13 protein-coding genes are annotated in these 10,878 nt (G+C 65.1%); 6 read left to right on the top strand and 7 right to left on the bottom strand.

Going from position 1 to position 10,878, the window contains the following annotated elements; all coding sequences use genetic code 11:
- A partial coding sequence (locus QAT43_RS11615) for a hypothetical protein (RefSeq protein WP_305043243.1) occupies positions 1–247 on the bottom strand: 247 nt, incomplete at its 3' end.
- Between the two features lie 147 nt (positions 248–394).
- Here QAT43_RS11615 and QAT43_RS11610 point away from each other — a divergent pair.
- The gene (locus tag QAT43_RS11610) at positions 395–838 is read left to right on the top strand and encodes an Hsp20/alpha crystallin family protein (RefSeq protein WP_305043242.1); all 444 of its coding nucleotides are present in this window, start codon (positions 395–397) and stop codon (positions 836–838) included.
- A gap of 91 nt (positions 839–929) precedes the next feature.
- The gene (locus QAT43_RS11605; protein ID WP_305043241.1) at positions 930–2,867 is read left to right on the top strand and encodes an aconitate hydratase; all 1,938 of its coding nucleotides are present in this window, start codon (positions 930–932) and stop codon (positions 2,865–2,867) included.
- A gap of 55 nt (positions 2,868–2,922) precedes the next feature.
- On the opposite strand, the gene QAT43_RS11600 is transcribed toward QAT43_RS11605, so the two are convergent.
- The 5 genes from QAT43_RS11600 to QAT43_RS11580 are packed head-to-tail and all read right to left on the bottom strand — an operon-like array spanning position 2,923 to position 6,122.
- Positions 2,923–3,426: a thermonuclease family protein gene (locus QAT43_RS11600; protein ID WP_305043240.1), complete on the bottom strand. Its 504-nt coding sequence runs from the start codon at positions 3,424–3,426 to the stop codon at positions 2,923–2,925.
- Positions 3,426–3,851 (bottom strand): hypothetical protein, encoded by a 426-nt coding sequence (locus QAT43_RS11595; protein ID WP_305043239.1) that lies wholly within the window; start codon positions 3,849–3,851, stop codon positions 3,426–3,428. Before QAT43_RS11595 ends, QAT43_RS11600 begins: the two co-directional genes overlap by 1 nt.
- Before the next feature lie 19 nt (positions 3,852–3,870).
- Complete coding sequence (gene larE / locus QAT43_RS11590; protein WP_305043238.1) at positions 3,871–4,680, bottom strand: ATP-dependent sacrificial sulfur transferase LarE; 810 nt, start codon at positions 4,678–4,680, stop codon at positions 3,871–3,873.
- A gap of 23 nt (positions 4,681–4,703) precedes the next feature.
- Positions 4,704–5,624: a cysteine synthase A gene (gene cysK, locus QAT43_RS11585; protein WP_305043237.1), complete on the bottom strand. Its 921-nt coding sequence runs from the start codon at positions 5,622–5,624 to the stop codon at positions 4,704–4,706.
- A gap of 27 nt (positions 5,625–5,651) precedes the next feature.
- Entirely contained in the window at positions 5,652–6,122 is a 471-nt protein-coding gene (locus tag QAT43_RS11580; RefSeq protein WP_305043236.1) for an RrF2 family transcriptional regulator, read from the bottom strand.
- Between the two features lie 147 nt (positions 6,123–6,269).
- Here QAT43_RS11580 and QAT43_RS11575 point away from each other — a divergent pair, with 147 nt between their 5' ends.
- Positions 6,270–6,809 (top strand): flavin reductase family protein, encoded by a 540-nt coding sequence (locus QAT43_RS11575; RefSeq protein ID WP_305043235.1) that lies wholly within the window; start codon positions 6,270–6,272, stop codon positions 6,807–6,809.
- Between the two features lie 18 nt (positions 6,810–6,827).
- Here the strand turns inward: QAT43_RS11575 and QAT43_RS11570 are convergent, their stop codons facing one another.
- Positions 6,828–7,580: a DUF1847 domain-containing protein gene (locus tag QAT43_RS11570; RefSeq protein WP_305043234.1), complete on the bottom strand. Its 753-nt coding sequence runs from the start codon at positions 7,578–7,580 to the stop codon at positions 6,828–6,830.
- A gap of 273 nt (positions 7,581–7,853) precedes the next feature.
- Between QAT43_RS11570 and QAT43_RS11565 the strand changes: the two genes are divergently transcribed.
- From QAT43_RS11565 to QAT43_RS11555, 3 genes are all read left to right on the top strand, one after another.
- Positions 7,854–9,875 (top strand): B12-binding domain-containing radical SAM protein, encoded by a 2,022-nt coding sequence (locus tag QAT43_RS11565; protein WP_305043233.1) that lies wholly within the window; start codon positions 7,854–7,856, stop codon positions 9,873–9,875.
- 23 nt (positions 9,876–9,898) lie between these two features.
- Entirely contained in the window at positions 9,899–10,072 is a 174-nt protein-coding gene (locus QAT43_RS11560; protein WP_305043232.1) for a hypothetical protein, read from the top strand.
- A 67-nt stretch (positions 10,073–10,139) separates the two neighbouring features.
- Positions 10,140–10,878 (top strand): class I SAM-dependent methyltransferase (locus QAT43_RS11555; RefSeq protein ID WP_305043231.1); only part of this gene is annotated, 739 nt, incomplete at its 3' end.

Here is a 10,878-nt window from a genome sequence, read left to right as displayed (position 1 = left end):
GGTAGTCGACCAGGGCGGCGCGCAGGCAGCCCTGGTTCTGGTCGGGAAACAGCCGGCGGCAATGGGCGAGAATCGCCTGCCAGTGCTGCTGGGCCAGTTCCGGAGAAAAATCCTTGCCGGCGAGGATTTGTAAGGCTTTCTGGTAGACCTGGGGCCCCTTGCGCGTCGCCAGGCGGGCGATCCCGTCCACCAGGGCGTCATCGTCCTGCCCCTGTTCGTGAAAAAGCTGCAACAGCTCCTTTTCCATTGACGAGCTCCTGTCGGGTTCTACAAAATTTGGGCATTGCAAGGGCCTGATGATATATCCTTTCCCGGGTCCGAGGCCAGCACTTTCTCCGGCTGGGAAGGTGCTGATTTCATTAAGAACGCCGAGAAGCCAAGGAGAGATACGCCGATGGCGGCAGAAAAAACCAATCCTTTCGCGGAATTTCAGGACATCCAGAAGTTGATGGTACGGATATTCGATCGCACCAGCAGCCTTGAGCCGGGGGAGGAGGGCAGGGCCGGGAGTTGGAACCCGCCGGTGGATGTGTTCGAGGACGCCGAGGCGGTGGTCCTGATCATGGATCTGCCCGGTGTCGCCGAGAAGGATCTGGAGCTGGAGTGCGGCGAGGACGTCCTGGTCATTCGCGGCACCCGGCCGGCGGCCGAGACCCTGCCGGGACGGCAGTACCAGCGCATGGAGCGTCCCCAGGGCTCTTTTTGCCGGACCTTCGCCTTGCCCGACAGGGTGGATCGCACGCGGGTCCAGGCGCGCTGCCATCTGGGCGAGTTGACCCTCATCCTGCCCAAACGCCCGTGCGCGTCGCCGGGGCCTGCGGCCCTGAGCGAATCCTGACGCCCGGTTTTGTCGCGACCCCCGCCTGGACCCCGGCGGTCTGTCTGCTAAAGTAATGGACAGGCCACATCATTTTCCACTGGGGGTTATCATGGCAAGAAATCTCACCCGCAAGATTCTCGACGATCATCTGGTTTCCGGCCGGCTGGTGCCGGGCGAGGAAATCGGCATCAAGATCGACCACACCCTGCTGCAGGACGCCACGGGCACCATGGCCATGCTGGAATTCGAGGCCATGGGGCTGGAGCGCGTCAAGGTCGAGCTGGCCGCCCAATACGTCGATCACAATCTGCTGCAGACCGACTTCAAGAACGCCGACGATCACAAGTACCTGCAAACCGCCTGCGCGCGCTACGGCATTCACTTCAGCCGTCCGGGCAACGGCATCTCCCATCAGGTGCACATGGAGCGCTTCGGCCGTCCGGGGCTGACCATGATCGGCGCCGACAGCCACACGCCGGGCGCCGCCGGCGTCTCCATGCTGGCGATCGGCGCGGGCGGCCTGGACGTGGCCCTGGCCATGGCCGGACATCCCTATTATTTTCCCTGTCCCAAGGTGCTGGGTGTGCGGCTTACCGGTCGTCTGCCCGACTGGTGCAGCGCCAAGGATCTGATCCTCGAGATGCTGCGTCGCTACGACGTCAAGGGTTGCGTGGGCAAGGTGGTGGAGTATTACGGACCGGGGGTGGCGACCCTCTCCGCCACCGACCGCGAAACCATCGGCAACATGGGCACGGAGTTGGGCGCCACCAGCAGCATCTTCCCCTCCGACGCGCGCACCCGCCAGTACCTGGAAGCCCAGGGGCGCGGCGCGGCCTGGCGGGAGCTCGCCGCCGACCCAGGCTGCGACTACGACGAGCATGCCGAGATCGACCTGGCGACCATCGAGCCCCTCATCGCCTGCCCGTCCTCGCCGGGCAACGTCAAGGCAGTGGCGGAGGTGGCCGGCCTCAAGGTCGATCAGGTGATCGTCGGTTCGAGCGTCAATTCCTCCTATCGCGACCTCATGGTGACGGCAAGGATCGTCGAGGGGCGGCACAGCCATCCCGACACGGCTTTTCACGTCAACCCCGGCAGCCGTCAGGTGCTGGAAAACGTGGCCGAGGCCGGCGGCGTCATGGCGTTGCTGCTGGCCGGGGCGCGCATTCACCAGAGCGGCTGTCTGGGCTGCATCGGCATGGGCCAGGCACCGGGCACCGGGCAGGTGAGCCTGCGCACCTTCCCGCGCAATTTTCCCGGCCGCTCGGGCACCAAGGACGACAAAGTCTATCTCTGCTCGCCGGAAACCGCCGCCGCGGCCGCCCTCAAGGGCGTTATCACCGATCCCCGCGACCTCGGCAAGGAGATGAGCTATCCGCGCATCGAGGATCCGGAGAAATACCTGGTGGATGAATCCTCCATCATCTTTCCCGCCCCGGAGCTGGCGCAAACCGAGGTAGCGCGCGGTCCCAACATCATGAAGCTGCCCGAATTCGACGCCTTGCCCGAAACGTTGGAGGCGCGGGTGGCGATCCGCGTCGAGGACAATATCTCCACCGACGGCATCATGCCCGCGGGCAGCAAGATCCTGCCCCTGCGCTCCAACATCGCCGCCATCAGCGAATTCGTGTTTCACCTGGTCGACCCGGAGTTCGTCGAGCGCATCAAGCAGTTGGACAACGCCGTGGTCATCGGCGGCGACAACTACGGGCAGGGCTCCTCGCGCGAGCATGCCGCCCTGGCGCCGCGCTTTCTCGGCGTGCGCGCCAAGATCGTCAAGAGCTTCGCCCGCATCCACAAGGCCAACCTGTGCAACTTCGGCATCCTGCCGCTGACCTTCAAGACTCCCGAGGATTACGCCCTGTGTGCCCAGGGCAAGCGGGTGGTTTTCCCCGAGGTGAGGAAGCATCTACGCGACGGGGCGCGGGAAATTCCCGTGGAGGTGGACGGGCGGACGATCGTCACGCTGCTCGATGTCTCGGATCGTCAGCGCGACCATCTGATCGCGGGGGGCACCCTCAACTACGTCAAACAGGGGGGGAATCGATAGGTCATCTGATAGTCGCAAACATCAAGGGCGCCCGGTGCATCGCGGGGCGCCCTTGTTATTTGGCCCACAGGCCTTTTTGTCGTTGCCGCGCCTGCTCCTCGGCGCGCAGGAAATCATCCTTGAGGCTGAAATCGAAACGGCGATAGACGCCGGCCAGGCCTTCCTCGACGAGCAGGAGGTTGAGGTTGCGGCCGTCGGGCAGAATGACGTAGGCGAGCAGGCGGCCGTGGCGGTCGCGCCGCTCGCCGTCGAAACGCAGGCTGACGACCTGGCCCTTGGCGTGGCGGATGTTGAACCGCAGGGCGTCTCCAGCTGTCTGGCGCAGGCGTGGCGGGGCGATGCCGAAACGCTCCTGGTAGAAGCGATCGCGCGCCGAGTCCTTGGCTTCGGGGGCATCGATGCCGAGCAGGCGCACCCGCCCGAGGCCTTCGACCTCAAGGGTGTCGCCGTCGTGAATCCAGCTCACCCGACCGCGGGCTTCGGCGCCGCAGGCACTGAGCGCCGAGCCGAGCAGCAGAAGCAGCAGCAAGGCCAGGGGCAGGCGCAGGGCTTGGCGCATCAGCCCCGGCCCCAGAGAATGCGGGTCAGCATGCCGGTGACGGCGCCCCAGAGAAAATTGAACAGCAGCACGAACAGCGGGGTGAGTTGTCCGAGTTCCAGGCCCATCAGGCCTTTTTGCTCAAGGTGGGGAAAGACGTAGAGCAGTTGATAAAGCGAGGGCAGCAGGCTGAGCCACAGGCCCTTGCGGATCCAATGGCGGCGGTAACGGGGAGCGCCGACGGCGAAAAAGAACAGCAGGCCCCAGAGACCGCCCCACACCAGGCGCGGGTAGAGCCAGGAGAGGGTGAGGGCGGGCGCGAGATTGACGCCGGCGGCGGCCATGAGGCCCCAGGAGCCCGCCGCCGCGAGGGCCAGGCTGTTGCACAGGGCGCCCAGCAGTCCGGCGCAGAAACAGGTTGCCAGCAATGCGCCCTTGCGTTCCATGAAAGCTCCTCGGCGAGGATCAGGTCAGGACTTCGTTCATGCTGCCCGAGCGGTAGCCCTGCAGATCCAGGGCCACGTAGGTGAAGCCGGCCGCCTTGAATTCCGCGACGATTTTTTCCCGCAGCGGCGCGTCGAGCAGGCGCGGCAGTTCGTCGGCCGCCAGCTCGATGCGGGCGGTGTCGCCGTGATAGCGTACACGGTAGGTGCGAAAGCCGCAATCCCGAAGATGGGTTTCGCAGCGATCGACCTGCGCCAGGCGCGCGGCGGTGATTTCCACGCCGTAGGGAAAGCGCGAGGAGAGGCAGGCGAAGGGCTGCTTGTCCCAGGTGTCCAGGCCCAGCTCGCGGCTCAGGGCGCGGATGTCGGCCTTGTTCAGACCGGCTTCCACCAGGGGCGAGCGCACCTGCAACTCGGCGCCGGCGCGGCGGCCGGGGCGATGATCCTGCAGGTCGTCGCAATTGCTGCCGTCGAAAATGACATGGAATCCGAGGCTTTTTGCCTTGTCGCGGCATAGGCTGAAGAGTTCGTGCTTGCAGTGATAGCAGCGGTCGGGAGGATTCTGGGCAAAACCCTCGATCTCCAGTTCGTTGCTCTCCACAACGATCTGTCGCACGCCCAGCTCGGCCGCCAGGCGGCAGCTCTGCTCGAATTCGTAACGCGGGTAGGTGGGCGAGGTGGCGGTGAGGGCGATGACGTTCTCGGCGCCGAGCACATCACGGGCCACGCGCAGCAGAAAGGTCGAGTCGACGCCGCCGGAAAAAGCCACCAGGGCGCTGCCGCACGGGCGGAGGAGATCCTTGAGCCGGGAGAGTTTTTCGTCGAGGGTCATGAGAAGAATCGTTCGCGCGGCGCTTAGTCGAAAATCGCCGTGGAGAGATAGCGCTCGCCCGTGTCGCAAAGCATGGTCACGACGTTCTTGCCCGGCCCAAGGCGCTTGGCCACCTGGAGGGCGGCAAACACGTTGGCGCCGGAGGAGATGCCGACGAACACCCCTTCCTCGCGGGCCAGGCGCACGGCGGTGGCGATGGCGTCGTTGTTGCTCACGGTGATGATTTCCTCGAACACCTTGGTGTCGAGAACGTCGGGCACGAAACCCGCGCCGATGCCCTGAATGCGGTGCGGGCCCGGGTCGCCGCCGGAGAGCACCGGGGAGTCGGCGGGTTCCACCGCGACGATGAGGGTCTGGGGATTGTGCTTGCGCAGGACATGGCCGACGCCGGTGATGGTGCCGCCGGTGCCTACCCCGGCCACGAAGGCGTCGACCTTGCCGTCGAGGGCCTTGAGAATTTCCGGCCCGGTGGTTTGTTCATGGACCCGCGGGTTGGCCGGGTTGCGGAACTGCTGGGGCATGAAGGCCTTGCGCTCGGCCTGGACCTCCTCGGCTTTTTCGATGGCGCCGCGCATGCCCTGGGCGCCGGGAGTGAGGATGAGTTCCGCGCCGTAGGCGCCGAGCAGGCGGCGGCGTTCCAGGCTCATGGTGTCGGGCATGGTCAGTACCAACCGGTAACCCTTGACGGCGCACACCAGGGACAGGCCGATGCCGGTATTGCCGCTGGTCGGCTCGACAATGGTGTCGCCGGGCTTGATGCAGCCGTCCTGCTCGGCCTTCTCGATCATGGCCAGGGCGATGCGGTCCTTGACGCTGCCGCCGGGATTGGCGGCCTCGAGCTTGCCCCAGAGGGCAGCGCTGTCGGCTCCGGGCAGGCGGGAGATGCGCACTAGCGGGGTGTTGCCAATCTGGCCGAGGGGATTGTCGCTGATCAGGGTCGGCATGATTCCTCCTGTCGAAATTGCATAGGGTCAGATGAAATACATGAAGCGATGATCGAGTTCCTTTTCCAGGCCCAATTCCTTGCCCCGGTCGCAGAGATCCTTGAGGGTCACGGAATCGAAGTATTCGTGCAACCGCCGCGTCGCTTCCTCCCAAAGCCCCTGGGTGACGCAGATGTTGTCGAACTCGCAGGATCCCTGGCACTCGCCCTCTTCTTCCTTGACGCAGGAGACCAGGGACAGGTCGCCCTCGGCGGCGAGGATGATTTCCTTGGCGGTAATGTCCTCGGGCTTGCGCGCGAGAAAATAGCCGCCCTGGGGACCGCGGCGGCTCTTGAGCAGGCCCGCCTTCTTGAGATCCTGAAAGATCTGCTCGAGGTAGCGGGGAGAGATTTTCTGACGGCGGGAGATGTCCTTGATCTGCACGGGCAGGGTTCCCGCGTGATAGGCCATGTCAAAGAGTGCCCGCACCCCATAGCGGCTTTTGGTTGAAAGTTTCATCGGCTATATCCTCCGTAATATGCAAATTAAAATCCTAGTAAACCTTATTGGCTGTGTCAAGAATTAGTTTCGTAGAATGAAACCATATTCACCCCTTGTTCGTTGCGCGATTTGTGGTATATTTTCGAGAAAGGCGGGAGGCGGGAAATGTCGATGAAATCGCTGTTTTCTCTGTATCCCCAGCTCATGGCCTGTCCCCTGGCGTTGGTGTCCTGGCGCGAGCCCCAGGGCCGGCTAGGCTGGGAAGTGGTGGAGTGGGTGGGCGTGGTGTGCGGTCGACCTTCGCGGCTGAGCTTCAGTCTGGTCGATGAGGGTGGTTTGCGAGCCGGTCTGGCCCAGGCCGGTGAATTCGCCTTGAGCTTGCCCGAGGATGATCGTCTCTGCCGACTGCGCAGCCTGTGCGCGGGGGCAAGGGGCAGGGGCGCCGCCTTGCCCCGGGAATTCACCTTTGTCGAGGATTCAGCCTTCGACGTGCCGCGCCTGGCCGATTGTCCGGTGACGTTCACCTGCGGCCTGCAGGAGCAGCGCGGCAGCCATGGCCGCTTGCAGGTGACGGGGGTGGTGCGCCACATCCACCTGCAAGGCCAACCCTATCCTCTTGAGGGCGGCATGGATGTCTGCGCCCTGCAACCCTTTCATCCCCGCTGGTTCCAGGGCCCGTCACCCCTGGCAAAGCAGATTTCCTGACCCTTTTCCCGCCGCGATTTATTTCTCCGTGATTTGATCCTCGCCCAGGCCCTGGGGCAGCACCTTCTGTTTTTGCAGGCGCTTGTAATAGAAATTCTGTCCGTAGAGCACCGCGACCGGGTTGTGGCCGGTGACGCGATCCTTGGCCACCAGGGTGGTGACGGGCGCCTTGGAGTGGCGGGCAAAGAGCATGTCGTGGCCCACGCACAGGCCGACGATGATGTTCATCTCCGCGCCCGCGGCATCGAGCATTCTGGCCTGGGCAATAGGGTTGCAGGCCGGCTCGAAAGTGCCGGGGCGCACCTTGTTTTCTTCCTTGAGGCCGAGTTCGAGCTTGTCGATGCTCCCTGCCTTGCAACAGACGGAAAGCGGCTCGAAGCCCTGGGCGCGCAGAATGTCGGCGAGGCGCTCGCTTTCATCGAGCAGGCCGATGCAACTGGCGATGCCGATTTTCTTCCAGCCCATGAGGCCCGCCAGGGCGAGGGTGTCCTCGACCCGCGTCCAGCGTGCGTTGACCGCGTCGCTGCCGGGCACCGGCTGATAGCACAGACCCTCCACCACCGCCGCCACCTTGGCGAGGCGCGCGTCCTCGTCATCTCCTGTGTATTTTCTAAAGGATTCCTCGATGAGTTCGGCTTCGCTTTGCGAGGGGCAGTAGCCCGGCATGCCCGGCTTGGCCTGCGGATCGCTCCAGCAGTAGGTGGTGCCCTGTTTTTTCCACAGGGGACTGCAGGTGGTGCATTGGAGATCTTTTGCGTTACGCTCGCTCATGGATGCTCTCCGCTTCAGGATGAGGGTCAATAGCCAAAGACTTCGAATCCCATCTTATGCCAAGCCTTTGTTCATAATCCGCTGTGATCGGATGTGATCCGTGTCCCCGGCTTTTATAGGGGGTTTCCAGCTTAGCACCAGCGGCCCCATGGCGCCAATGGCCAAATGAAATCCGTGGCTTGAAGGGAAAATGCGCGGTCCCCGTTGCATTTGCGCCAGGTCTGCTATCCTTTCTGGTACTTGTTCGTCGTGCAGGAATGACCTGGAGTATGCATGAGAGTTTCGCTGGTTTTTCCACCCTTTCATCATCCCGACCTCTACAACCTGCCGCCCCTGGGCTTGATCAATCTGGCCACGGTAGCCTGTCGGGCGGGCCACGAGGCGCGGGTGGAGGACCAGATTCTCGCTTTGCGCGAGGGGGAGCTGCCCTGGGGCGAGGGGCTTTATCGGGCCTGCGCCGAGCGCATCGCCGCCGCGCGCCCCGAGGTGGTGGCTTTCGGCGCCCAGTGCACCACCTATCCGCCGACCCTGCGCATCGCCCAGGAAGTGCGGCGCCTGCTGCCGGCGGCGCGGATTCTGGTGGGTGGGCATAACGCCTCCTTCGTCGCGCGGGAAACCCTGGAGCGTTTTCCCTGGGTCGATGCCGTGGTGCGCGGGGAGGGCGAGGAAACCTTTCGCGAACTGCTGGATACCTGGGCGCGGGGCTGGGCTCCGCAAGGCGTCGCGGGGCTGAGCTGGCGCGATGGAAACCGGGTGGTGGACAATCCCGACCGCGCCCTGCTCGCCGACCTCGATGCCCTGCCCCTGCCCGATTATTCCCTGGCGCCCGCCTTGGAGCGCTATCGTCGTGCCTGCGGGCTGACGCGTTCCATCGCCATCCTGGAAGTGGGGCGCGGCTGTCCCCACCAATGCGTGTACTGCTCCGAATCGGCCCTGTGGCGGCGGCGCTGCCGCACCTTCGCGGTGGAGCGGCTGATCGAGGAGATGACGCGTCTGCGCGACGACCAGGGGGCCGAGTGTTTTCTCCTCGCCTACGATCAATTCACCGCCGATCGCCGGTTCGTTGAAGATTTCTGCCGCCGGGTGATCGCCGCCGGTCTGCATCGCCTGGGCTGGTATTGCATCTCGCGGTTAGACACGGTGGATGACGAGTTGCTGCGCCTGATGCGCGCGGCGGGTTGCGAGTCGCTGTGCTATGGCATCGACTCGGGCTCGGCGCGTACCCTGGCCTTCATCCGCAAGCAGGTGGAGGCGGACAAGCTCGGGCCGCGCGTGGCGGAGACCACCGCCGCCGGGATCACGCCGACCCTGAGCTTCGTCATCGGTTTTCCCGAGGAGGAGCGCGCCGACATCGACGCGACCCTGCTGCTCGCCCTGCAAACCGGCATCGAGGGCAACAGCAATCCCCTCATGCAGATTCCCACGGTGCTGCCGGGCACGGAACTCCATGCCCGCTACGCAAGCACCCTGGTGCGGAAGGTCGATTCCTATTTCGCCCAGGGCATCGAGTTCGATGGCAATGGGCGGCGCCTGGCCGGGGACGAGGCGTTGATCGCGGGCGACCCCCGGCTGTTCAGCAGCTTTTACAATCTGCCCTGCCGCGGCATGGAGCTGACTGAGTTGCAGCGGCTCGCGGCGGAATTTCCCTTGATCGTGCATCTGTATCCCAAGACCTTCCGCGTTCTGTGCGCGGCCCTTGAGACCTCACCCAGCCATCTGTTTCGGCGTTTTTGCCGCTGGCTGGAAACGGACCAGGCGGCGCCGTGCCTGACTCCCGCCCTGTGTTTCGCGCGCTTTGCCGGGTTTGTCGATGCCGTGCAGGCTGAGATTCCCGCCGCCTGGCGCCATGTTCACGCCCTGGCCGCCTATGAAACCCGCGCCATCGAAGTGGCGCGCCCCGGCGGACCGCCCGCGGCGGGCAATGCCGATGTGAGCGGCGCCGCGGCCTGGCGACCCGCCACGGCGCGCAATCTGGCCCTGGCCGAATTTGCCTTCGATATGCCGGGCATTGTCGCGGATTTGCGGGCCGGCAGGCTGCGGACGGATTATGCCGAGCAGCCCTGCACCCTGGTGTTTCGCCAGGTGGCGGGGCGCCTGGATGTGGCGGCGGTCAATGCCTTCGCCCATGACCTGCTGCGCCATTGCGATGGTGTGTCAGCGGTGGAGGAGATTGCCCGCGCGCTCTATCCGCGCCACGGCGACGGGCGCGACGCGGAAGACTTTCACGCATGCTGCCGCGCGGCCGTGCGGCAGTTGCAGTCCCTGGACTGGCTCATCCCTGGTCCCAACCCCTGACTGGTCGAAAGGAGGTGAATCCCATGCTGGAAATCCGCGATGTCGAGAAGAAGCAGGCGATCCAGGCGGCAAGCTGCCATGCGCCCGCCTGTCACGCCCCGGCTTGTCACGCCCCGGCTTGCCATGCGCCGGCCTGTCATGCCCCCGCTTGCCATGCACCGGCCTGTCACGCCCCGGCCTGCCACGGCCCCGCCTAGGGGTACCCCACGGGGGAGCGGGTAGATCCGCTCCCCCGGTTTTTTCCGTCGAGGCACCGCGACCTTCATGTACCAGCGTCTGGCTCAATCCCTGATCTGCCCCGCTTGTCTGCCGCGCGAGATTTCGCTGCGCCTGGAGGTGCACGAGGGGCAAGGCGAGGAGGTGGCGCAGGGTGAACTCCTGTGCGCGGGCTGCCGCCGTGTCCATCCGATCCGCCAGGGCATTGCGGTGCTGCTTCCCGAAGCCGACGGGGAGGGCGGTGAGGATTCCTACAGCCGCCCGCAGGCCTTGTCCGCCTATCTGTGGAGCCATTTCGCCGACCTCTGGGACGATACCGACGCGGGCGATGCCTATGGGCGCTGGGCGGCCCTGTTGAACCAAGCGCCGGGCCTGGCCCTCGATGCGGGCTGCGCGGTGGGCCGCCTGACCCTGGAGCTGGCCGCAAGCGGCGCCCCGGCTCTGGGCATCGACCGGTCCTTGCCCTTTGTCCGCTTGGCGCGTCGCCTGGCGCGCACCGGCGCCCTCGAATTCGGCCTGACCGTCGAGGGCCTGCTCGAGGAACCGCGCCACATCAGTCTGCCCGAGCGCCTGCGCAATCTGGACGTCGAATTTCTCGTGGCCGATGCCCAGGCCTTGCCGTTTCCGCGAAGTTTTTTCACCCGTGTCGCGTCCCTCAATCTGATCGACAAGCTGCCCGCGCCGCGCCGTCACCTGGCCGAGCTCGACCGGGTGGCGACCCTGACCGGGAGCACGCTGCTGCTGGCCGATCCCTACTCCTGGTCGCGGGCCTGCGCGCCCCCGGAGG

Source organism: Geoalkalibacter sp., from assembly GCF_030604225.1.
GTDB lineage: Bacteria > Desulfobacterota > Desulfuromonadia > Desulfuromonadales > Geoalkalibacteraceae > Geoalkalibacter.
The sequence above is the reverse complement of the archived record's forward strand: the minus strand, read 5'-3'. Positions and strand labels throughout refer to the sequence as shown.

Bases quoted from the DNA above. Each gene is read 5' to 3' on its own strand.
- QAT43_RS11610 (WP_305043242.1), top strand. From the start codon at position 395: ATGGCGGCAGAAAAAACCAATCCTTTCGCGGAATTTCAGGACATCCAG.
- QAT43_RS11605 (WP_305043241.1), top strand. From the start codon at position 930: ATGGCAAGAAATCTCACCCGCAAGATTCTCGACGATCATCTGGTTTCC.
- QAT43_RS11600 (WP_305043240.1), bottom strand. From the start codon at position 3,426: ATGCGCCAAGCCCTGCGCCTGCCCCTGGCCTTGCTGCTGCTTCTGCTG.
- QAT43_RS11595 (WP_305043239.1), bottom strand. From the start codon at position 3,851: ATGGAACGCAAGGGCGCATTGCTGGCAACCTGTTTCTGCGCCGGACTG.
- larE (WP_305043238.1), bottom strand. From the start codon at position 4,680: ATGACCCTCGACGAAAAACTCTCCCGGCTCAAGGATCTCCTCCGCCCG.
- cysK (WP_305043237.1), bottom strand. From the start codon at position 5,624: ATGCCGACCCTGATCAGCGACAATCCCCTCGGCCAGATTGGCAACACC.
- QAT43_RS11580 (WP_305043236.1), bottom strand. From the start codon at position 6,122: ATGAAACTTTCAACCAAAAGCCGCTATGGGGTGCGGGCACTCTTTGAC.
- QAT43_RS11575 (WP_305043235.1), top strand. From the start codon at position 6,270: ATGTCGATGAAATCGCTGTTTTCTCTGTATCCCCAGCTCATGGCCTGT.
- QAT43_RS11570 (WP_305043234.1), bottom strand. From the start codon at position 7,580: ATGAGCGAGCGTAACGCAAAAGATCTCCAATGCACCACCTGCAGTCCC.
- QAT43_RS11565 (WP_305043233.1), top strand. From the start codon at position 7,854: ATGAGAGTTTCGCTGGTTTTTCCACCCTTTCATCATCCCGACCTCTAC.
- QAT43_RS11560 (WP_305043232.1), top strand. From the start codon at position 9,899: ATGCTGGAAATCCGCGATGTCGAGAAGAAGCAGGCGATCCAGGCGGCA.